Source organism: Streptosporangium sp. NPDC000396, from assembly GCF_042898655.1.
Lineage (GTDB): Bacteria > Actinomycetota > Actinomycetes > Streptosporangiales > Streptosporangiaceae > Streptosporangium.
The window spans coordinates 137,385-158,935 of record NZ_JBIAZA010000011.1 but is presented as its reverse complement, the minus strand read 5'-3'; the positions used below and the strand labels follow the sequence as shown (position 1 = coordinate 158,935).

At 68.7% G+C, this 21,551-nt stretch carries 20 protein-coding genes; 11 read left to right on the top strand and 9 right to left on the bottom strand.

What is annotated here, in order from left to right; genetic code table 11:
• The first annotated feature begins 11 nt into the window (after positions 1 to 11).
• Positions 12 to 182 carry a hypothetical protein gene (locus ACFY2X_RS19530; RefSeq protein WP_389939873.1) on the top strand — a complete coding sequence of 57 codons (171 nt, stop codon included), beginning with the start codon at positions 12 to 14 and terminating at the stop codon, positions 180 to 182.
• 27 nt (positions 183 to 209) lie between these two features.
• Here ACFY2X_RS19530 and ACFY2X_RS19525 read toward each other — a convergent pair whose 3' ends face one another.
• A complete protein-coding gene (locus ACFY2X_RS19525) occupies positions 210 to 1,913 on the bottom strand; it encodes a hypothetical protein (RefSeq protein WP_389939872.1) in 1,704 nt (567 codons plus the stop codon).
• 221 nt (positions 1,914 to 2,134) lie between these two features.
• Between ACFY2X_RS19525 and ACFY2X_RS19520 the strand changes: the two genes are divergently transcribed.
• A complete protein-coding gene (locus tag ACFY2X_RS19520) occupies positions 2,135 to 2,593 on the top strand; it encodes an ATP-binding protein (protein WP_389939871.1) in 459 nt (152 codons plus the stop codon).
• 155 nt (positions 2,594 to 2,748) lie between these two features.
• Here ACFY2X_RS19520 and ACFY2X_RS19515 read toward each other — a convergent pair whose 3' ends face one another.
• Positions 2,749 to 3,531 (bottom strand): general stress protein, encoded by a 783-nt coding sequence (locus ACFY2X_RS19515; protein WP_389939870.1) that lies wholly within the window; start codon positions 3,529 to 3,531, stop codon positions 2,749 to 2,751.
• 249 nt (positions 3,532 to 3,780) lie between these two features.
• Here ACFY2X_RS19515 and ACFY2X_RS19510 point away from each other — a divergent pair, with 249 nt between their 5' ends.
• Both ACFY2X_RS19510 and ACFY2X_RS19505 read left to right on the top strand, forming a co-directional pair.
• Complete coding sequence (locus ACFY2X_RS19510) at positions 3,781 to 3,924, top strand: hypothetical protein (protein ID WP_389939869.1); 144 nt, start codon at positions 3,781 to 3,783, stop codon at positions 3,922 to 3,924.
• A gap of 408 nt (positions 3,925 to 4,332) precedes the next feature.
• Positions 4,333 to 5,025 (top strand): HAD family hydrolase, encoded by a 693-nt coding sequence (locus tag ACFY2X_RS19505; RefSeq protein ID WP_389939868.1) that lies wholly within the window; start codon positions 4,333 to 4,335, stop codon positions 5,023 to 5,025.
• A gap of 146 nt (positions 5,026 to 5,171) precedes the next feature.
• Here ACFY2X_RS19505 and ACFY2X_RS19500 read toward each other — a convergent pair whose 3' ends face one another.
• On the bottom strand, positions 5,172 to 6,611 hold the full coding sequence (locus tag ACFY2X_RS19500; protein ID WP_389939867.1) for a GuaB1 family IMP dehydrogenase-related protein: 1,440 nt from the start codon (positions 6,609 to 6,611) through the stop codon (positions 5,172 to 5,174).
• A 137-nt stretch (positions 6,612 to 6,748) separates the two neighbouring features.
• Between ACFY2X_RS19500 and ACFY2X_RS19495 the strand changes: the two genes are divergently transcribed.
• Positions 6,749 to 7,219, top strand: coding sequence for a GyrI-like domain-containing protein (locus tag ACFY2X_RS19495; RefSeq protein ID WP_389939866.1), 471 nt, complete (start codon positions 6,749 to 6,751; stop codon positions 7,217 to 7,219).
• Between the two features lie 90 nt (positions 7,220 to 7,309).
• On the opposite strand, the gene ACFY2X_RS19490 is transcribed toward ACFY2X_RS19495, so the two are convergent.
• The 5 genes from ACFY2X_RS19490 to ACFY2X_RS19470 form a co-directional block, all read right to left on the bottom strand.
• The gene (locus ACFY2X_RS19490; RefSeq protein ID WP_389939865.1) at positions 7,310 to 7,819 is read right to left on the bottom strand and encodes a hypothetical protein; all 510 of its coding nucleotides are present in this window, start codon (positions 7,817 to 7,819) and stop codon (positions 7,310 to 7,312) included.
• A complete protein-coding gene (locus ACFY2X_RS19485; protein ID WP_389939864.1) occupies positions 7,819 to 8,055 on the bottom strand; it encodes a helix-turn-helix transcriptional regulator in 237 nt (78 codons plus the stop codon). Before ACFY2X_RS19485 ends, ACFY2X_RS19490 begins: the two co-directional genes overlap by 1 nt.
• A 19-nt stretch (positions 8,056 to 8,074) precedes the next feature.
• The gene (locus ACFY2X_RS19480) at positions 8,075 to 8,911 is read right to left on the bottom strand and encodes an ABC transporter permease (protein ID WP_389939863.1); all 837 of its coding nucleotides are present in this window, start codon (positions 8,909 to 8,911) and stop codon (positions 8,075 to 8,077) included.
• On the bottom strand, positions 8,908 to 9,753 hold the full coding sequence (locus ACFY2X_RS19475) for an ABC transporter ATP-binding protein (protein WP_389939862.1): 846 nt from the start codon (positions 9,751 to 9,753) through the stop codon (positions 8,908 to 8,910). Before ACFY2X_RS19475 ends, ACFY2X_RS19480 begins: the two co-directional genes overlap by 4 nt.
• Before the next feature lie 104 nt (positions 9,754 to 9,857).
• Positions 9,858 to 10,991, bottom strand: coding sequence for a CaiB/BaiF CoA transferase family protein (locus ACFY2X_RS19470; protein ID WP_389939861.1), 1,134 nt, complete (start codon positions 10,989 to 10,991; stop codon positions 9,858 to 9,860).
• 202 nt (positions 10,992 to 11,193) lie between these two features.
• Here ACFY2X_RS19470 and ACFY2X_RS19465 point away from each other — a divergent pair, with 202 nt between their 5' ends.
• The 4 genes from ACFY2X_RS19465 to ACFY2X_RS19450 all read left to right on the top strand — a co-directional run bounded on the left by ACFY2X_RS19465 (position 11,194) and on the right by ACFY2X_RS19450 (position 16,515).
• The gene (locus tag ACFY2X_RS19465) at positions 11,194 to 12,798 is read left to right on the top strand and encodes a serine/threonine-protein kinase (RefSeq protein WP_389939860.1); all 1,605 of its coding nucleotides are present in this window, start codon (positions 11,194 to 11,196) and stop codon (positions 12,796 to 12,798) included.
• A gap of 1 nt (position 12,799) precedes the next feature.
• Positions 12,800 to 13,774: an NAD(P)-dependent oxidoreductase gene (locus tag ACFY2X_RS19460; RefSeq protein WP_389939859.1), complete on the top strand. Its 975-nt coding sequence runs from the start codon at positions 12,800 to 12,802 to the stop codon at positions 13,772 to 13,774.
• 110 nt (positions 13,775 to 13,884) lie between these two features.
• Complete coding sequence (locus ACFY2X_RS19455) at positions 13,885 to 15,243, top strand: FAD-binding oxidoreductase (RefSeq protein ID WP_389940010.1); 1,359 nt, start codon at positions 13,885 to 13,887, stop codon at positions 15,241 to 15,243.
• Positions 15,244 to 15,255: 12 nt separating this feature from the next.
• Positions 15,256 to 16,515 (top strand): class I SAM-dependent methyltransferase, encoded by a 1,260-nt coding sequence (locus ACFY2X_RS19450; RefSeq protein WP_389939858.1) that lies wholly within the window; start codon positions 15,256 to 15,258, stop codon positions 16,513 to 16,515.
• Positions 16,516 to 16,686: 171 nt separating this feature from the next.
• On the opposite strand, the gene ACFY2X_RS19445 is transcribed toward ACFY2X_RS19450, so the two are convergent.
• A complete protein-coding gene (locus ACFY2X_RS19445; RefSeq protein ID WP_389939857.1) occupies positions 16,687 to 18,222 on the bottom strand; it encodes a long-chain fatty acid--CoA ligase in 1,536 nt (511 codons plus the stop codon).
• Between the two features lie 178 nt (positions 18,223 to 18,400).
• On the opposite strand from ACFY2X_RS19445, the gene ACFY2X_RS19440 reads away from it, so the two are divergent.
• Together ACFY2X_RS19440 and ACFY2X_RS19435 are read left to right on the top strand one after the other, a co-directional pair.
• The gene (locus ACFY2X_RS19440) at positions 18,401 to 19,966 is read left to right on the top strand and encodes a GMC family oxidoreductase (RefSeq protein WP_389939856.1); all 1,566 of its coding nucleotides are present in this window, start codon (positions 18,401 to 18,403) and stop codon (positions 19,964 to 19,966) included.
• Positions 19,967 to 20,064: 98 nt separating this feature from the next.
• Positions 20,065 to 21,321, top strand: coding sequence for a cytochrome P450 (locus ACFY2X_RS19435; protein ID WP_389939855.1), 1,257 nt, complete (start codon positions 20,065 to 20,067; stop codon positions 21,319 to 21,321).
• The last annotated feature ends 230 nt before the right edge of the window (positions 21,322 to 21,551 follow it).

The window sequence follows — 21,551 nt, the reverse complement described above, 5'->3', positions numbered from 1 at the left end:
ACGCTGGGCATATGAGAGGGACCCAGCATGTGCCCTGGGTTCTGGAGCAGGACGAGGACGGAGTCTGGTGCGCCAGCGCCCAGCTTCGTCTCGGCGTGGGCGCGGTGGGTGACGGCCCCACAGCTGAGGCGGCGGTAGCGGACCTGCGCGAGGCGCTGATTGCGCTGATCGAGGAAGGGTGAGGCACGCGTCGTTTGGTTGGCGGATCCTCAATGGATGATGGCTAGGGCGCGGAGTCGTTCGTCCAGGGCTCGGACGTGTTTGTTGTCTTCCCAGGGTTGGAGGCGGGTGCGGGCCTGCCGTACGGAGTGGGCGAGTCTGGCGGAGCTGTGGCCCGCGACGATCTGGGTGGCCTCGCCGATCATCGCGGCGGCCTCGGGGATCTCACGTTTCTGGATCAGTGCGGCGGCGTATTGCAATTGCAGAATGCCTCGTTCCCGGAGCAGGGTGAGGCTCATCGTCGCGAGCCTCTGCCTCACTTCGGATATTGCCCGGTCGGGTTGCTTGAGTTCGATGAGGCAGGACACTCCATGGGCGGCGACGCAGTCGGGTGTGAGCCAGAAGAGATGCCGGAGATCAGACTGCCCCTGCCCTCTGCCTGCTAAGTCGGTGGCGCGATCGAGGAGGCGGAGAGCGCTCTCGTCGTGCTTGGCACTGGAGATCACCCGAGCGACCTGGATGGCGGTCGCCGCCTGCTGAAGGGGATTGCCGCTCTCTCTGGCCCATCCTTCAGCGGCGAAGGCGTGGTCCAGCGCGATGGTGGGCTTCTTCTGGTACAGCGCCATATGCGCCAGTAGTCCATGTAGATGGGCGATGAAAGCCGGGGCGCGTAGCTCGTGAGCTGCGGCCAGTCCCTCGTTGTATCGGCGGGTGGCACCCGCGTAGTCCATGAGGTCGAAGTGGCTCCAACCTGTCATAAGGGACAAGTTCCAGTAGAGGCGGAGCAGGCGGTCGTGGAGGGCGGGGGTGAGGGAGCCCTGGTCGAGCAGGTCGCCGACCAGGGCGCGCTTGGCCTCCGCCACGGGAAGAACCTGTTCCGGGCCCAGTTCTTCGTCCATTCCCCACAGGCGGGCCGTCAGCCGTTCCAGCAGGTCAATGGCGCCGCTGTCGATCGGGGTTCGCTGCCCGGCCATGGCCGCGAGGCGTTCCCGTTCGGGTGGGGTGAGGTGGCGCAGCAGGCTCAGGGCGGGGGTGCCGCCGAGGAGCAGGGCGAGTTCGAAGAGCAGTTCGCGTCGTTTCACGTCGGCCTCCTCGGCGCTCAGCGCGCGCAGTAGTTCGGCGTAGTGGGCGGGACTTGGGGGCAGGTGCCGTACGGGAACCGGCTGTGGCGCCATGCTGGCACGGCTGCCCGGCGCGGTGACCAGACCCCACGGGGGAAGTGCTTCGTCACAGATGCTCGACCTGGGCGTCAGGTCCGGTGCGGGAGACGTCTTGTCGTGGAGCGTCGGCGTGGACACCGGCTCCCGGGATGAAGACGCCTCGCCACGGGCGATTGGTGCGGGCTGGTGGGGGTCGAGGTGGCGGTAGTCAGCCCGGTCGAGGAGGTCGCGGTTGCGCGCGGTGTAGGAGGAGTAGACCTCGTCGGTCAGCAGGCGCCGGGCGGTGGTCTGGTAGAGGCGGGCGAAGATGACGACGGCTCGGGCGGGGGCGCGGCGGCCGGTGGACGGCCAGGCCTCGTAGTCGTAGAGCCGGGCCTCGCGCAGGGAGGCGGTGCCCGCGGGGTCGAGGTCGTTGTAGGCGGCCACCACGTCCGAGGCGGTCCGGCCGTGCGCGTAGCGGTACCGGCGCAGCGGGCTGACGTCATGGTCCAGGGCCAGGACGTCGGCGATCTGGTCGAAGGTGAATGATCGGGCGCGTAGCGCCTTGCTGCGTCGTCGGCAGTCGAGCAGGATCCGGTAGCCCTCGCCTGGCATCGTCCCTCCTTGAATCGAATGCAAGCAAACCGTAAGGAAGTGATTACGCAAAGCGATAGTGCTAGGGAGAAATGGGGATGCTCAAGCAGGGTGAGTGGCATCGCCGCAGGTCAATGGCCTGCATGGTGGGGTGATCCCGAATCGGCGGGCGGGGATTATCAGGTGAGACGGCCTGAGCAACCCTTCTGGAGGTGACTCCCGAACTCCTCCCAGGAGGCGATGTGCCCGCGATCTGGAACGACGTGTATCCGGCGTTGGTCGAGGCGATGGTGGGGCTCCGGCCCGGGGGCATGACCTACCGGCGGACCTTTCCGGGTCGTTCGGATCAGCTTCCTCGGGTCCGTCGGTTCATCCGGTTTCTCCTGGAGGACTCGTCCTGCCGTAACGATGCCGAGCAGATCGTCGCCGAGCTCGCGGCCAACGCCATCGCCCACACGAGCAGCGGGCAGTCCCACGGCACCTTCATCGTCGAGTTGACCCGCAAGACCACGGCCGTCCGGGTGACCGTCTATGACTGCGGCTGGGGTGGCACGCCCGGGTTCAATCGGCGCGGGGACGCCGATCCGCTCGCCGAGCACGGCCGGGGCCTGGCCGTGGTTGAGGCTCTGGCCGTCAGGGTCGGTTGCCGGGGCACGCAGGCGGTGGGCCATGCGGTGTGGGCCGAACTGCCTCCAGTCTGACAACCGTATTGGCTCCGCTGGATCTCAAGGGTGCCTCCGTGAGCTTGCCCTGATCATCGGCGGAAAGGTTCGGGAGGAACGCCCGGTGTTGTTGAGGGTGCCCGGGGCCGGGGGCCGAGTTCGCGGCCCCGGGCAGATGTGGGGGTTCCGGTGCCTCAGCGGCGGGGCCTGCCAGGTGCTGCGGCATGGTCCGGTGCGGTGGGCTGGGCGGGAACCGAGGGGAGTCCGGCCCCGGGCTGTTTCGGCTCGGAGAACGGGTGGCCGGGTTCGGAGGCCGGGTGGTTTGCGGCGGGAGCCGGGCGGCCTGAGGCGGGAGCCGGGCGGCCTGAGGCGGGAGCCGGGCGGCCTGAGGCGGGGGTCGGGTGGTTTGCGGTGGGGTTCGGGGCGGCGGGTTGGGCGGTGGCGGGGTCGTATGGCCCGGCGGACGGCGGCGCCTCCACCACCACGGTGTTGGCCGGACCCCGGACGCCGTCGATGACGGCGCGGGCGTGCTCAAGGTGCGAGGCCGCGACCAGCACGTCGTAGCGGCCGGCGACGATCGCGCTGCGGGAGGCGAAGTCCCGCTTGCCGCCGGTGAAGAAGTGGTTGATGAACCCGAACGCGGCGCCCATCACGGCGCCCCAGAGCGCCGCCCAGAGCACGAGCACGATGAACGACATCGTGGTCGAGGTGAACAGCCCGAGGAACATCCCCACCACGGCGCCGAAGACCACGCCGTTTCCCGCTCCGGCGAGCGCGGCCCTTCCGTTGGTCATCCTGCCGGTGACGGTCTCCTCCAGCTTCAGGTCGCTGCCGACGATCGCCACATGCTCGACGGGGAAGCCCGCGTCGGAAAGCATGTCCACGGCACGCTGCGCGGCCAGATAGTTGTCGTAGCCGACCAGCACTCTCCGGTCCACAACGACCTGCTCGGCCAGGCTGTTGGGCATCTCTGTCATGTCCGCTCGCCTTTCCCGTGTGGGGGTGTCACTGGGTCTGCGGACTACCCCGCGTTCGGCCGGGAATGCGTGGTCTTGCCGGGGATTTGTCCCGCTGCGGAGTTTCCTTGGAGAAAGTTTCTCGAACCGTGAGACAGAATCGGACATTAGGCGACAAAGGGAACGATCTGCTGTTAAGGTTCATCCGGAACAGCGCCGGCGGTGTGGTGGGTCCGGGTGTCCGGCGCTGGGTTCGCGAAGGAACCTGGAATGATCGCATTGATCGTAATGATCGAGGTAGTGCTTGTGCTCGCTGGGCTGATGATGATGTGCTTCATCACCCGTTACACGGGTGAACCCCCTTCGGTGGAAGAGCGCCACGACCGCGTGTTTGAGTCGCGTTATCGCAGCTGACCGGCGGTGAACGCCTGGTGGCCGGGCGGAGGCGCGCCCTGGCGGGGAAGGCCTGAGTGGGCGTTCTGTGAGCTGCCGTCCGGTCTGAGCCTGGGCGGCGGGTATCTACGCGAGATGGCTCGCTTGGGGCAGCGTGAAGAGCCCGGGTTCGGGTTCGATGAGGACGCCTCGAGCGACCGAGGCGGTCGATGTAGTGCGCGAACTCATCGCCAGCCGCCACCGCTGATCTCACCGAATGCCAGTGCCCTGACCATCTTCTCGGCCAAGATCAATGGGATCACGATCCCGGAGAGGTAGAGATGGCCACGGACTTCCAGGCTCGCGTCCGTTCGCACGTCAACGAACTGCGCTCCACGCCGGACACCGATCTCCGCTTCCGCCGATGATGGCCCCAGATACCCTGCTTCGGTGATCAATCAGGTTGAATTGGTGATTTTCGACTGTGATGGCGTGCTCGTCGACAGCGAGCCCATCGCGGTGCGAGCACACTCTGCGGTGCTGACGGAGCTGGGCTGGCCGCTAAGCGAAGAGGAGGTGATCGAAAGGTTCGTGGGACGGTCCACCAAGTCGATCAACGAACTGATCGAAAGCCAACTGGGACCGGAGCTGACCGCCGAGGCGGAACGACGCTTCCACCGCCTGCACACCGAGGCGGTGGACACCGAACTGACGATCGTCGACGGCATCGTCGAGGCATTGGACGCAATCACTCTGCCCACCTGTGTCGCCTCCAGCGGCAGCCACGAAAAGATGCGGCACACCCTTGGTCGCACCGGCCTCTACTCCCGCTTCGAAGGGCGGATCTTCAGCGCGACACAGGTCGCCCACGGCAAGCCTGCGCCCGATTTGTTCCTGTACGCCGCCGAGCAGATGGGCATTGAGCCGGCCCGATGCGCCGTGGTGGAGGACAGCCGCTTCGGCGTCCAAGCAGCCCGCGCTGCGGGCATGCGTGCCTTCGGTTACGCAGGCGGGCTCACTCCCGCGCAGTGGCTGGAAGGTCCCGGCACCGTCGTCTTCGACGACATGCGCCAGCTTTCTACTCTCCTCGACCAACTCGTCCGAAGCGGTTTCGAAGCGGCTGGTGCGGGCGGGAACTCGTGATCCTGGAGGCTTGATCTGGTCTGACAGGTATCTGGGTGTGCCGCTCCCAGCGGTAGCCGGACGTCACCGTCCTCCCGGTCCTCCCGGTGCCGGTGGAGTGTGACCCTCCCCCGGCACCGGCGGGGCGCCATCGCCCTTGGGTCGGGCTACCAGCTCTGGTGGAGCGGCATGCCCTCGGTGTAGCCGGACGAGCTCTGGATGCCGACGACCGCGCGCTCGTGGAACTCCTCCAGGTTGGCGGCTCCCGCGTAGGTGCACGAGGAGCGCAGGCCGGCCACGATGGCGTCGATCTGGTCCTCCACGCTGGGCCGGACCGGGTCGAGATACATCCGGGAGGTGGAGATGCCCTCCTCGAACAGTGCCTTGCGGGCCCGATCGAAGGGGGAGTCGTCGGCGGTGCGCAGCTTGACGGCGCGGGCCGAGGCCATGCCGAAGTTCTCCTTGTACTTGCGGCCGTCGGGGGCCGTGCGCGTGTCGCCGGGGGACTCGTAGGTGCCGGCGAACCATGAGCCGATCATCACGTTGGCCGCTCCGGCGGCCAGCGCGAGGGCCACGTCACGAGGGTGGCGGACGCCGCCGTCGGCCCAGACGTGACGGCCGAGACGGCGGGCCTCGGCCGAGCACTCCAGCACGGCGGAGAACTGCGGGCGGCCGACGCCGGTCATCATCCGGGTGGTGCACATGGCGCCCGGGCCGACACCGACCTTGAGGATGTCCGCTCCGGCCTCGACGAGGTCGCGCACGCCGTCGGCGGTGACGACGTTGCCCGCGGCGATCGGCACTCCCGGGTCGAGGGCGCGGACCGCCTTCAGTGCGCTGATCATCTTCTCCTGGTGGCCGTGGGCGGTGTCCACGACCAGGCAGTCCACTCCGGCGTCGAGTAGCTCCTTGGCCTTGGCGGCCACGTCGCCGTTGACGCCGACGGCCGCGGCGACGCGCAGCCTGCCGGAGGCGTCGAGCGCGGGCCGGTACAGCGTGGCCCGCAGCGCGCCGGTCCGGGTCAGGATGCCGACCAGACGGCCGTTCCCGTCGACGATCGGGGCGAGCCGGTGGCGGCCCTCGTGGAGCCGGTCGAAGGCCTCGCGCGGGTCGAGCCCGGCCGGCAGGGTGAGCAGGTGATCGGACATCACCTGGGAGAGCTGCGTGTACATGTCCACGCCGCTGCAGTCGCTCTCGGTGACCACGCCGATCGGGCGGTTGTCCCAGTCGACGATGATGATCGCCCCGTGGGCCCGCTTGGGCAGCAGGTTGAGCGCCTCGCCGACGGTGTCGTGCGGGGTGAGCGTGAGGGGCGTGTCGTGGACCAGGTCACGCTTCTTGACCCAGTCGACGACGTTCGCGACGACGTCGATGGGGATGTCCTGGGGAATCACGGCGATGCCGCCGCGGCGGGCGACGGTCTCGGCCATACGCCGCCCGGCGACCGCGGTCATGTTGGCGACGACGATCGGGATCGTGGTTCCGGTGCCGTCGTGGGCCGACAGGTCGACGGCGAGCCGGGAGTCGATGGAGGATCGCGACGGAACCATGAACACGTCGCTGTAGGTCAGATCGTAGGCCGGGACCAACCCATTGAGAAACTTCACGTTCGTCCACCTTATCCGGTGAATAGACCAAAGTGAGCGTTCCCTCTTTTGGAGGTCCCAAGAGAGGAGTCAGCAGTCGGAGGCGGCCACTAAGATCCCATTTGCGTGAATTAACGGGATGGCCATGGGGAGGCGCTGTGATCGTTGTTGATCGGCCGGAGGTGCTCGTTGTGGGCCATGCCGTACGGACCTCCAACGCCGACGAGATGGAACCGGGCCGGGGACGGCTCGGCGCGCTGTGGGCGCGGGCGGGGGCGCCCGGCGCCTTCGCGCACGTTCCCGGGCGGGTGGACGAGAACATCTACGCGGTGCTGACCGACTACGAGAGCGATCATCACGGTGCCTACACCCAGATCGTCGGGGTGGCCGTGCGCAGCGCCGCCGCGCTGCCCGAGGGCATGGTCGCGGTACGGGTGCCCGCGGTGCCGGCGCTGAAGCTGGAGGCCCGGGGACCGATGCCGGGCGCGCTCATCGAGACGTGGCAGCAGCTGTGGAAGCACACCGATTCGGGCGGCACCCCGCCCCGGGCCTTCACCACCGACCTGGAGGTCCATCACCCGGGAGGTGTGGATCTCTACGTGGCGGTGTTCCCATCGATGGGTGGCTGACCGTCCCGGCCGGAGGCAAGGGTGGCAGGGCCGGTTCCGCCACCCGGTGCGGTGGGCTGACCGTCCCGGCCGGAGGCCGCCTCACCCGGCTCAGTCGTCCTCGTCATCCGGTGGCGGGTCGGCCATCTGCCAGCCCGCCATGAGCGCCGGCAGGATCAGGTGTGTCATGATCACGGCGCTCAGGAGCATGACGATCGCCGCCGCCGGGACCTGGACGACCTGCTTGTCTCCGTCTATGGAGAGTAGGAGCGCCAGGCCGAGCGCGAGGAGGATCGCCGTGGTCCCCCGGCGAGCGTCGACCTGGATCTTCTGGCGCTGGCGGAGCTGACGCTCGTCGAGGCCGATCACCCCACGGGTGATGATGACCAACGTCCCGTAGACCACGACGTAGATCATCAGCGCGACCCCCGACAGGGCGAAGGTGGTCCACATGGCGGCGTCACTCGGCGCCAGATACCAGCACACGATCGCGCTGACCCAGACCAGCCCGGCGGATCCGGCGCCCGCCCCGACGAGGACCCGGCGGCGCCCGCGAGTGGCGTACCGGGAGCGCCGGTCGCTCTCCAGTTGCTCCAGCCGCTCGGGAGTCAGCCTGCCCATCACTTCACCTCACTGCCCAGCCGGGGGAACGGCCTCAGGGAGAAAACGACTTCCATCGGAACCTCGAAGTATTCGGCGATGCGCAGGGCGAGGAACAGACTCGGGCTGTACTCGCCGCGCTCCAGGTAGCCGATCGTCTGATAGTGGACGCCCAGGGCGGCCGCCAGATCCTTGCGCGAGACACCGCGCTCGGCTCTCAGCACCGAGATCCGGTTGTATACGTCTTCCGCGGACACCGCAGCAGTCTTTCAGGACTCAGGAACCCTGCGCGGCGAGTTGCCGCGCGGCCAGCCGTGACCCGGACTCGCGCCGGGTGATCCGGCGGATCAGCCGGGGTGCCAGGAGCATCCCGGCGACCGCCCACAGCCCGAGCGCGGTGGCCACCCAGGGCAGGCGCCAGCTCCCGCCGATCTCGGCGGCGAGCATGGAGTCGGGCAGGAACGCCGCGCGCAGGCCGAGCCCCTGCCAGTAGAGAGGGAACGCCTGGGAGATCCACTGGACGGCCTCGGGCATGAACGTGACGGGGAGCATCACCCCCGAGGTGATCATCAGGATCATCATCGGCAGTCCCAGGAAACCCGCCGCGGCCTTCGGCCCGGGAACCAGGCAGCCGATCGCCGCCCCCAGCGGCACCACGGCGAGCGTGCCCAGCAGCATCACCCAGGCCAGGGTCGACCAGTCTCGGGGCGGTGCGACCCCGCCCATGACCACGCCCGTGCCCACGATCAGCAGACTCTGCACCGCCATCTGGCACAGGAAGGTCACCGCCCGCCCCATGAGGTAGGCGGGGATCCCGCCGGGGACGGTCCGCAACCGCAGAAGCATCCCCTCTTCCCGGTCGGTGGCCAGCGCCATCGGCAGCGCCATGAGCCCGTTGGAGAAGACGGTGAAGGCCAGGAATCCGATCGTCATGAACGTGGACATGGAGACACCGGTCCCCTTCACGGGGTTGTCGCCGATCCAGAGCAGCAGTAGGGCGAAGACCCCCACGGTGCCGACCAGGGTGGTGAACAGCTCCTTGCGATCCCTGAGCAGGTGCGTGTGCTCCGTCCAGCCACGCCGGATTCCGATGCGCAGTGCCTTGATGTTCAAGCCGCCCTCCCGATCAGGCTCAGATAGCTCTCCTCCAGCGACGGACGCCGGATCTCCAGGCCGGGCACCGGACCGTTGAACCTCCGGTGCAGCTCCCACGCCGCCCGCGACGGATCCGGCGTGGCCAGGACCCGCTCTTGCCCGTCCTCCAGCCAGCGGACGTGCGACTGCGTCCGTACGGCCTCCGCCAGCTCGGAGGGGGTCCCGCAGACGGCGATCCTCCCGTCGACGAGGATCGCGGTCCGGTGTGCCAGCTTCTCGGCCTCGGCCAGGTCGTGCGTGGTCAGCAGCACCGTCATGCCCTCGTCGGCCGCCAGCCTCTCGACCAGCAGGTGGAACTCCCGGCGCGCCTCCGGGTCGAAGCCGGTGGTCGGCTCGTCCAGGAACAGCAGCTCGGGGCGGCCCACGATGCCCAGCGCGACGTCCAGCCTGCGGCGCTGCCCGCCCGACAGGCGGCCCACCCGCTGCCCGGCCTGCGCGGTCAGGCCGAGTGCCGCCAGCAGCTCGTCCGGGTCGCGTGGGTTGTCGTAGAACTCGCCGAGATGGGCCAGGAGCTCGCGGGTGCCCCAGCGGGTGTGGTCCCGCCAGCTCTGGAGCACGATGCCGAGCTTGGCCCGCCAGGCCTCGGTGCCGTGCTCGGGGTCCACCCCGAGCACGCTCACCTCACCGGCCGACCGGTTCCTGAAGCCCTCCAGGATCTCGATCGTGGTGGTCTTCCCGGCCCCGTTGGGTCCGAGGAGCGTGAAGATCTCGCCGCGTCCGATCTCGAGGTCGACCCCTCGCAGCACCTCGGTCGCGCCGTACGTCATTCGCAGCCCGCGAACGCTTACTGCAGCACTCATGCGGATGAATGTAGTACTTCTACTACATTCATAACAACTTCTACGACAAAAGGCGGCACACCTATGCCAGGTGTGCCGCCTTGAGCTGCGGAGATCTCGTCCCGTCAGGCGAGCACGCCGGAGTCCCGCAGCCTGGCCGCGACCTCGTCGGACAGACCCCAGGAGGACAGCTCCGCCAGCCGGGTGGCGGGGGAGAGGTCCTGCTCGGTCTCGCCGACCAGGCGCGGCGCGGGTGCGGGCTGCCGGACGCCGTCGACCTCGACGAACGTGCCGCGGGCCTTGTTGTGCGGGTGGTCGGCGGCCTCGGACATCTCCAGCACGGGGGAGACGCACGCGTCCGACCCCTCGAACACCGCCTCCCACTCGGCGCGGGTCCTGGACCTGAACGCCTCGGCCAGCCGCTCGCGCAGCGCGGGCCACTGGGACCTGTCGCTCCGGTCGGGCAGGTCCTCAAGGCCCATCAGCGTGACCATCTCCGCCCAGAACTGCGGCTCCAGCGACCCGACCGCGAGGAACTTGCCGTCGGCGGTCTCGTAGGTGTCGTACATGGGCGCGCCGGTGTCGAGCAGGTTGGTCCCGCGCGGACCCCAGAAGCCGGTCTGGACACCGTGGTAGAACATCGCGAACAGCGTCGCGGCCCCGTCGACCATGGCCGCGTCGATCACCCGGCCCTGGCCGGTCCGTTCCCGCTCGATCAGCGCGAGCAGCACGCCGTAGGCCAGCATGAGGCCGCCGCCCGCGAAGTCGCCGAGGATGTTGATCGGCGGGGTGGGCTTGCCGCCCTCGCGGCCCAGCATCGACAGCACACCGGAGATCGCGATGTAGTCGATGTCGTGCCCGGCGGTCGGGGCCAGCGGGCCGTCCTGGCCCCAGCCGGTCATCCGCCCGTAGATCAGGCGCGGGTTGACCGTGTGCAGGTCGGCGGGGCCGATGCCCAGCCGCTCGGCGACCCCCGGCCGGTAGACCTCGATGACCACGTCGGCGTTCCTGGCCAGTTCCTTGAAGGCGGCCACGCCGTCGGGGGACTTCAGGTCCAGGCCGATCGTCCGCTTGCCCCGGTCCATCACGTCGCGGCGCGGCTTGTCGCCCGCCGCGGTGACGGTGGCGACCCGCTCCACCCGCAGCACCTCCGCGCCGTGGTCGGCCAGCATCATCCCTGCGAACGGCCCGGGGGCCAGGCCCGCCAGTTCCAGCACGCGAACTCCGGCCAGCGGGCCCTTCCTGGTCACGCGGTCCATCGATATCTCCTCGGGTGCGCTCTCGCCTCTGGTCCGATACGGTCAGCACAAGCAAGCGATTGGTAGAAGTCAACCTTCCCTCTCGGCCCAAGTAGAACAACGTTCGGCTTTCTGTGGCAAGACATCCCGCTTGAGGCCCCGTGATGCCTGACTGTTATGGGAAACTTGCGCCTTATCCGTACGGGGATCTAGGGGTTGCGTGATGACGTATCCGCACAGTGAACGGGTAATCGCCGGGCGCTACCGGCTGCTGAACGAACTCGGCCGGGGCGGCATGGGGGTGGTATGGGAGGGATATGACACGGTCCTGGACCGTCCGGTCGCGGTCAAGGAGGTGCTGCTCCCGCCGAATCTCTCCCCGGCCGAGCATGAGCGCCAGCTGACCCGCACCTCGCGCGAGGCCAGGACCGCGGCCCGGCTCAACCATCGGGGCATCGTGGCGATCTACGATGTGGCGGAGCAGGACGGTCGCCCCTGGATCATCATGGAGCTGGTCAAGGCTCCCGGGCTGGACCGGGTCGGGCCGTTGCCGGTGCCGCAGGTCGCCGACATCGGGCGCCAGATACTGTCGGCCCTCCGGGCCGCCCACGAGGCCGGGATCCTCCACCGCGACGTCAAGCCCAGCAACATCCTCCTGGCTCCCGACGGCCGGGCCGTGCTCACCGACTTCGGCATCGCCACCGTGGAGGGCGACGCCTCGCTGACCCAGACCGGCATGGTGACGGGCTCGCCGAGCTTCCTGCCGCCGGAACGCGCCACGGGCGCCGACGCCGGCCCCTGGTCCGACCTGTGGGCGCTCGGCGCCACCCTCTACGCGGCGCTGGTGGGCCACGGCCCCTTCGAGCGCCGCGACGCCATGGCCACCCTCGGCGCGCTCCTCACCGAGGAGCCCGACTTCGGCAAGGTGTCCCCGGAGATGCGGGAGGTGCTCATGGGCATGCTCCAGCGCGACCCCGCCCGCCGGCTGAGCCCCGAGCAGGCCGACATGCTTCTGGCGGAGGTGAGCGGCGGCGTGTCGGGGGCGCCTCGCCGTACCGAGCGGCATCGCAGGCGGGAGGCTCCCACCTCGGCGATTCCCACCCGGCGGCGAAGTCGGAGCCGGGGCCGGACTCTGCTGATCGCGGCGGCTGTGGTGGTTCTGGCGGGCGGCGGCACGGTGGCGGCCATGGAGATGTCGGAGCGGAACCAGGCGGCCGCGTGGACCGATCCGGCCGCGGACCCCTCCACCGTCGCCCCGGCGACCGTTAAGACGGAGCCGGCGGGCAAGCGGGGCAAGTCGAGCAAGCCTCCCACCGCCAAGCCCGTGAAGAGCCGGGTCGCCGAGTCCGGGCGACGGCTGCGGCTGTGGCGGGCCAAGGCGCCGGAGAGCTGGTCGATCCTGTACCCGGCCGACTGGAAGTGGGACTGGGCCGCGGAGACGGGCTACACCCAGTGGCTGGGCCGTGACGGAGAGCATATGTCGGTGGAGGTGCTTCCCGGGAACGCCGGGGGTCTGGAGGCGCTGCAGCAGACCGTCAAACAGGACGCGGCGCAGTGGAGCGAGTTCCTCACCGAGAGCGAGAGCACGGTGAACGTCCCCGTGGCCTACGGGGCCGCGCTCGAGTGGGAGTTCGCCTGGACGATGAAGGACGGCGGCGGCGCGCCGTGGGCCAAGCCCGGTGTGACCTACCTCGAGACGCGCCGGTTCATCGCGGTCGGCGACACGGTCATAGTGCTGAGCTGGACCACGCCCGAGGACAGGTGGAAGAGCCAGCTGGGCCTCAGGAACCAGATCTTCAAGAGCTTCCACCCCCGCGGGGGCGAGTGACATGACCTGGAGGGTGCTGGCGCTGCCGCCGCTTCCCGAGCAGGCGCTGCGCAACCTGCTAGGCCCGCTCGGCGAGCGGGTCGGCGTGTCCGTCCCGGCGAGCCGCGACCGGGCGGCCATGCTCGCCGCCCTGCCGGAGGCGGAGATCGTGGTCGGCGACTGGAGCGGCGCGCTCGCACTGGACGCCGAGGCCGTCCGGGCCGCTCCGCGCCTGGCGTTCGTGCAGCAGCCCTCGGTGGGTGTGGACGGCCATGACCTCGATGCGCTGGCCGCCGCGGGAGTGCCGCTGGCCAACACCGCGGGGGTGAGCGCGGTCGCGGTGGCCGAGTGGTGCCTGGCCGCCGCGCTCGCGCTGTCGCGGCGGCTGCTCGACGCCGACGCCGCGGTCCGCGCGGGCGGCTGGCCGCAGCTGGATCTCGGCCCCAGAGAGCTGTACGGCTCGCGCGTGGGCATCGTCGGCTTCGGCCCGATCGGCGAGGCGTGCGCCCGGGTGTTCGACGGCTACGGCTGTGAGGTGTCGTACTGGACGCGGCGGCCCCGCGAGGTGCCCTACGCCTACCGGGAGCTGGACGACCTGGTCGCCACCTCCGACGTGCTCGTGCTGGTGATCGCGCTGTCGGAGGAGACCCGGGGCCTGGTCGACCCGCTCCGGATGCCCGCCGGTTCGCTTCTGGTCAACGCGGCCCGCGGGGGAGTGGTGGATCAGACGGCGCTGGTGTCCGCGCTGAACTCCGGGCACCTGGGCGGCGCCGCGTTGGACGTGTTCGAGGCCGAGCCGCTGCCGCCGGGCGACCCGTTGCGCGACAGCCCCCGGGTTCTGCTGTCGCCGCACGTGGCCGGGGTGACCCCGCAGTCCACCGGCCGCCTGATCCGGTGCGTGCTGGACAACCTGGAGGCCGCGCTGGACGGCCGTCCGGTGGCCAATGTCGTCAATGGGGTGGGGTCGGTGATCCACCGGCGTACGGGGCACCCGTAGAGTTTTCGCGCGTTTAACGTGTCTCGCCTGGCTCTGAAGACATCCGAGATATAACGTGCTAGAGGCGATCTTTACTACAAGAGCTCTGGGGGTGATGTCCTGTGGAACAGATGACACAGATGTCGGCGCATCGGCGCGCCGTCGAGCAGATCAGGCAGTCCTACGCCGCGATTCCCGAGGACGCGGCGCCCCGTCTGGCCAAGGCCACCACGAACCTGTTCCGGTTCCGAGACGGCGCTCGCGGAGCGAAACTGTCGGCCCGTGACCTGGACCAGGTCATCGAGGTCGACCCGGTGGCCATGACCGCCGAGGTTCAGGGCATGACCACCTACGAGCACCTGGTGGACGCCACGCTGGCGCACGGGCTCATGCCGTACGTCGTGCCGCAGCTCAAGACGATCACGCTGGGCGGCGCGGTGACTGGGCTGGGCATCGAGTCGACCAGCTTCCGCGATGGGCTGCCGCACGAGTCGGTGGAGGAGCTGGAGATCCTCACCGGCGACGGCAGGATCATCGTGGCGCGCGACGACAACGAGCATCGTGACCTGTTCCGCGCGTTCCCCAACTCCTACGGCACGCTCGGCTACGCGCTCCGGATCCGGATCAAGCTCAAGCGCGTCCAGCCGTACGTCCGGCTGACCCACATCCCGTTCACCGACGCCGACAAGTGCATGATCGCCATGAAGGAGATCTGCGAGCGCGGCGAGCACGACGGGGAGCCGGTCGACTTCGTCGACGGCACGTTCTTCGGCCCCGGCGAGCTCTACGTGACCGTCGGCCGGTTCGCCGAGCAAGCGCCCTATCTGTCCGACTACACCGGCATGCGCATCTACTACCGGTCGATCCAGACCAGGACCCGTGACTGGCTGACCGTCCGCGACTACCTGTGGCGCTGGGACACCGACTGGTTCTGGTGCTCGCGGGCCTTCGGCGTGCAGAACGCGCTGGTGCGCTCGCTCATGCCGCGCAAGTGGATGCGTTCCGACGTCTACCGCAAGCTCGTCGGCCTGGACCGCAGATACGGCGTGATCGCCCGGGTGGACCGATGGCGGGGGCAGCCCGTGCAGGAGTCGGTCATCCAGGACATCGAGGTGCCCGTCGAGCGCGGCGCCGAGTTCCTGGAGTTCTTCCACGACAAGGTCGGCATGGAGCCGGTGTGGATGTGCCCGCTGAAGGCCTCCGGCGAGTGGCCGCTCTACCCCCTGGAGTCCGGGCGGCTGTATGTGAACTTCGGCTTCTGGGGAACGGTCCCGTTGCCCCGTGGCCAGTTCGACGGCTACTACAACCGTCTCATCGAGCACAAGGTGCACGAGCTGGACGGACATAAATCGCTGTACTCGACGTCGTTCTATGCCGAAGATGACTTCTGGCAGCTTTATAACGGAATTGCCTACTGGCCGGTAAAGCGGGCATACGACCCGGGCGGCCGGTTGCTTGACCTCTACGACAAGTGTGTACGGGGGCGTTAGGAAGGTGATTCTGTGAAACTCGCAGAGATCTTCGAGAGTGTCATCGGGCCGGAGGCGAACATCCGCCTCACCGCCTACGACGGAAGCAAGGCCGGTCCCGCCACCGCGGACATCAGCATCGAGGTGAAGTCCCCGATCGCGGTGGCCTATCTGGCGCAGGCCCCCGGTGAGCTGGGTCTGTCCAGGGCCTACGTGTCCGGGCACCTCGACGTTCAAGGGGACATGTACTCCCTGCTGTCGCGGATGTGGTCCCTGACCATCAACGACATCTCGACGAGCCAGAAGATCGCGGCCATCCGCGCTCTGGGAGTCAAGCCCCTGCTGATGCGGGTGCCGCCGCCTCCCCAGGAGGTGCGGCACAGCATGATGGCCAAGCTGGGCAGCAGGCACGCCAAGCAGCGTGACGCCGAGGCGATCCACCATCACTACGACGTCTCGAACAGGTTCTACGAGTGGGTGCTGGGCCCGTCCATGGCCTACACCTGCGCGGTCTTCCCTGGCGAGGAGTCCACGCTGGAGGAGGCGCAGTACGCCAAGTTCGACCTGGTCGCCCGCAAGCTGGGGCTGAAGCCCGGGATGCGGCTGCTCGACGTGGGCTGCGGCTGGGGCGGCATGGTCATCCACGCGGCCCGCGAGTACGGCGTGAAGGCGCTGGGGGTCACCCTGTCGCGCCAGCAGGCCGAGTGGGCGCAGAAGGCCATCGCCGAGGCCGGGCTGGGCGACCTGGCCGAGGTCCGTCACATGGACTACCGGGACGTCAAGGAGACCGATTTCGACGCGGTCAGCTCGATCGGCCTGACCGAGCACATCGGCAAGGAACAGCTGCCGTTCTACTTCCGCTTCCTGTACGACAAGCTCGTCCCCGGCGGCCGGCTGCTCAACCACTGCATCACGAGGCCGACCGGCGCCGAGAAGACCATCAACGCGGGCGGCTTCATCAACCGCTACGTCTTCCCCGATGGAGAGCTGGAGTCGGTCGGCTATCTGGTCCGCCAGATGGAGGACCTCGGTTTCGAGATCCGCCACGAGGAGAACCTGCGCGAGCACTACGCCCAGACCCTCCGCTACTGGTGCGCCAACCTCGACGACCACTGGGACGAGGCGGTCGAGGAGGTCGGCCAGGGCACGGCCAGGGTCTGGCGGCTCTACATGGCCGGCTGCGTGGTCGGCTTCGAGCGCAACAAGATCCAGCTTCACCAGGTTCTCGGCGTGAAGCTCGACCCCGAGGGCGGGGCTCACATGCCGCTGCGCCCCTCCGTCGACTGGCCCTGACCGCAGGTCCGGTGGTACGGCTCGCGCCCCTCGCGGGTGCGGGCCGTACCACCGGCTCCGGAAAACCGCGCCCCCTGATTAAGGGTGCCTTGGGAGTAATGCCAGGTCAGGCACTGGAGGGCTGTTTCCCGCTATTCGGGAAAGGCCCGTTGTCCGAGAAAGGCCTCTCGCTCACCTGAGTTCGCGCTTGAGGATTTTCCCGGTGGCGGTCATCGGAAGGGCGTCGCGGAATTCGATGATCCGCGGGTATTTGTAGGCCGCCATGTTCTCCCTGCACCAGGCGACCAATTCCTCTTCGGTGACGGTCGCGCCGGGAGTGCGGATGACGTAGGCCTTGACCTCCTCGCCGTGCGAGTCGTGGGGGACTCCGACCACCGCCGCGAGAGAGACCTGCGGGTGGGTGATCAGGACCTCTTCGAGTTCGCGCGGGTAGACGTTGAAGCCACCCCGGATGATCATGTCCTTGGCCCGGTCGACGATCGCGTAGTAGCCGTCCGCGTCGCGGGTGGCGATGTCGCCGGTGCGGAACCAGCCGTCGTTCATGACCTCGGCGGTCGCCTCGGGCCGGTTGTAGTAGCCCTTCATCACGTTGTGGCCGCGGATCGCGATCTCGCCGGGCCCCTCACCCTCGACCGTCTTCCAGTCGTTGTCGATGAGCTTCATCTCCACGCCCCAGACCGGCGTGCCGATCGTGCCGGGCTTGGTGGGACGGCCGAGCTGGTTGAAGCTGGCTACCGGGGAGGTCTCCGACAGGCCGTACCCCTCCAGGATGCCGATGCCGAAGGCGGCCTCGAAGTCCTTGAGCACCTCGACCGGTGAGGAGGCGCCGCCCGCGACCGCGACCCTGAGCGAGGTGGGCACCTCGTCGCCGTCGGCGTGGATCTTCGTCAGCATGGCCCAGTACATGGTCGGCACGCCCGCGAACAGCGTGACGTTCTCGGCGCGCATCAGCTCCAGGGCGGGGCCGGGCTCGAAGCGCGGCATGAGCACCAGGGTGGCCCGGCGGCGGAATCCGGCGTTCATGATGACGGTCTGGCCGAAGGAGTGGAACAGCGGCAGCGCCGTCAGGAAGGCGTCCCCGCTCTCGCTTCGCGGGAACATCTCATCCGAGACCATGGCGTTGATCAGCATGTTCTGGTGGCTGAGCTCGGCGCCCTTGGGCTGGCCGGTGGTGCCGCTGGTGTAGAGGATCACCGCGGTGTCGTCCGGCGCGGTCTGCACCGTCTCGAACTCGCCGGACACACCGTCCAGCGCCGCCCACAGCGTCTCGCCGTGCGCAGACTCGGTGGCGAAGGCGGCGGCCGGCAGCACGAAGAAGTGCTCGGTGGTCCGCGCCTCGTCGAAGCCCGCCCGCCCGCGCTCGCCCAGCGGCAGCTCGGGGGTGCCCTCGAAACAGAACAGCGCCTTGGCCTCGGAGTCCTCCAGGTGGTAGGTGATCTCCCTGGACTGCAGCAGCACGTTGAGCGGCACGACCGTGGCGCCGGTCTTGAGGATCCCGTAGTACACGAACGGGAAGTAAGGCAGGTTCGGGCAGGCCAGCGCGACCTTGTCACCCTTGCCGATACCCCGGGAGACGAGCAGATTGGCGACCTGGTTCGCGACGGTGTTGACCAGAGAGTACGGCAGGCGCAGGTCACCGAAGACAAGTGCGGTGCGGTCGGGCTGTTCCCGGGCGCTGTCCTCCAACGCGACCGACAGGTTGAGCATGGGCGTCCTCCTCAGGACAAGCTTTGACGTGCCTCATACTCGCAGCCTGGGATACTTACCGGTAGGTAACCGAGGTCACAAATTGACGGGCAATGCGAGGAGGAGTATGCAGGTGGGAGCCCGCTTACCGGGGGGAGGCGAGCCGATACGGTCCGTGTGGTGAAGGGTCGGTGGGCACGTGGAGTACGACTATGTGATCGTGGGCGCGGGATCGGCGGGATGCGTGCTGGCGAGCCGCCTTTCGGCGGACCCCACGACGACGGTGGCCCTGATCGAGGCGGGCGGCCCCGACGACAAGCTTGAGATCCGGATGCCCGCGGGGTTCGCCAAGCTCTTCAAGACCGACTACGACTGGAACTTCACCACCGTCAGGCAGTCCGGGATGTCGGGCAGGGAGCTCTACTGGCCGCGCGGGCGGGTGCTCGGCGGCTCCTCTTCGATGAACGCCCAGATGTGGGTGCGCGGTCACCGGGCGGACTATGACGGCTGGGGTGTGCCCGGCTGGTCCTATGACGAGGTCCTCCCCTACTTCCACAGGGCCGAGCGTCGCGTCGGCTCCAACCGGGGCGGTGTTTACGGCACGGCGGGTCCGATCCGCATCTCCGAGCTGCGCAGCCCCAATCCCACCACCGCGGCGTTCCTCCGGGCCTGCGAGGAGATCGGGCTCACCCGGCTGGACGAGCTGAACGGTCCCTCCAACGAGGGCTACTGCCAGACCCCCGTCACCCAGGACCGGGGACGCCGCTGCAGCTCCGCCGACGCCTATCTCAAGCCCGCCAGGAAACGGCCCAACCTCACCGTGCTGACCTCCTCGCACGTCCACCGGGTGCTGGTCGAGGACGGGCGCGCGACCGGCGTGGAGTACGGCGAGGGTGCGGTGGCGCGGGCACGACTGGAGGTCATCCTGTCGGCGGGGGCGATCGGCTCCCCGCACCTGCTGATGCTGTCGGGTGTCGGCGCGGCCGACGAGCTGCGAGCGGAGGGCATCGAGCCCGTCCACGACTCACCTCAGGTCGGCGGGAACCTCCAGGACCATCTGGCCTCGGGCGTCATCGTGCACTGCCCGAAGTCGATCACGCTCGCGAGTGCCGAGTCGATCGGCAACCTGTTCCGTTTCCTGATCGGCCGCAACGGCATGCTCACCTCGAACGTCGGCGAGGCGGTGGCCTTCGTCCGCACCTCCCCTGAGGAACCCGCCCCCGACATCGAGCTGATCTTCGCTCCGGGGCCCTTCATCGACCACGGCCTGACCCCGCCGCCCGGCCACGGCCTGACCATCGCCTCGATCCTGCTTCAGCCGGAGAGCCGCGGCCGGGTCCACCTGAACGGCCGCGAGGTGGCGATCGACCCCGCCTATCTGACGGTGCAGGCCGACATCCGCCGCCAGGTCGCCGGGCTGAGGAAGGCCAAGGAACTGTTCGAGACCGCCGCGCTCAAGCCGCTCGCCGGAGCGCCGATGGCACCGTACTGGGGTGCCGAGACCGACGAGGAGCTCACCCGGTGGATCCGCGAGCGCGGTGAGACCCTCTATCACCCGGTCGGCACCTGCCGGATGGGCCCGGACGACGAATCGGTGGTCGATCCGTCGCTGAGGGTCCGGGGCGTGGAGGGGCTCCGTGTCGCCGACGCCTCGATCATGCCGGTCATCAACCGGGGGCACACCCACGCCCCCACCGTCATGATCGCGGAGAAGGCCGCGGACCTGATCGCGATGGATCGTGCGGTGATCACGCACGGCGGGTAGGCGGCTCATGGAATCACGATCTCTCCGGTGGGCGGGCCGTGGCGGAGGTGCGATGGCTCACACTTGACGTAAGTGATTACTTGCATAAATCTGGATTAATGACCATGAGCGTGGCGGACGTCGACCTTTCGGAGATCCCGTTCTGGGGGCGTTCCCCGGCCGAGCGCATGGAGGCCTTCAAGCTGCTCCGCGAGCTGGAGCGGCCCGTGTTCGTCAAGGAGAACAAGGTTCCCTTCGTCGGTCACGGGCCCGGCTACTACGCCCTGGTACGGCACGCGGACGTCTCCGAGGCCAGCCGGAACGCCGGGGTGTTCAGCAGTGAGCCGAGCGCCAACAGCATCGTCGACATGCCGAGGTGGATGGCGGTCTACTTCGGCTCGATGATCAATATGGACGATCCCCGGCACGCCAGGCTCCGCCGTATCGTGTCGCGGGCGTTCACCCCGAGGGTGCTGTCAAAGATGGAGGAGGACCTGCAGCGGGCGGCCACCCGGATCGTGGACGACGCGATCGCCGAGGGGCCGGGCGACTTCGTCGCCCAGGTCGCGGCCCGGCTGCCGGTTCAGGTCATATGCGACATGATGGGGATTCCTCCGAAATTTCATGATCAAGTGCTCTGGGCGACCAACATCATCGTGGGCAACACCGACTCCGAGTACACCGGGGTCGAGCCCGAGCTCAAACGCTGGAACGTGGCGCGTGGCCTGGCCCGGCTGATGGGCGCGGGCCGCCGGCTCAACCGGCTGGCCGCCCGGCTCGGCCGCGAGCGCCGGGGCGACTCCACCGGCGACCTGACCAGCCTGTTGGTCAACGGGGAGGAGTCCCTGACCCCGCAGGAACTCGGCTCGTTCTTCATCCTGCTCGTCGTCGCCGGCAGCGAGACCACCCGCAACGCCATCTCCCACGGCCTCAAGCTGCTCACCGACCACCCGGACCAGCGCGAACTGCTCCTGAGCGACTTCGACAGGCATGTTCCCGGCACGGTCGACGAGATCGTCCGCTACTCCACCCCGGTGATCCAGTTTCGCCGCACGCTCGCCCGTGACCACGAGATGAACGGGCAGGAGTACAGGAAGGGCGACAAGGTCGTGCTCTTCTACAACTCCGCCAACCGCGACGAGAGCGTCTTCACCGACCCCGACGTCTTCGACATCACCCGCCACCCCAACCCTCACGTCGGTTTCGGCGGCCCAGGCCCCCACTACTGCCTGGGCGCGCACCTGGCCCGCCGCGAGATCACCGTGATGTTCCGCGAGCTCTTCACGCGCCTGCCGGAGATCCGTTCGTCCGGTGAGCCCTCCTACCTGCTGTCCAACTTCATCAACGGCGTCAAGCACCTCCGCTACGAGACCTGATCCGTTCCTCGGTCTCCGTCCGGGCCGGTCCGATCGGGTCTACGGACCTTTTCGGGTCCTCGGCAGCCGACTCCCTCACCGCCCACTTCCAGGTCCCCGGCTGGAGCGCGGCAGGCGCGACGGCGGGCTGACCGCCGCGCGGGTCGTTTACTCGCCGCGCCCGTGGCGGACTCAAGACCCGCTACATCACGGGGTGGTGGTCTTTCGCGTGCGGTGGCTCCAGGCGCGGG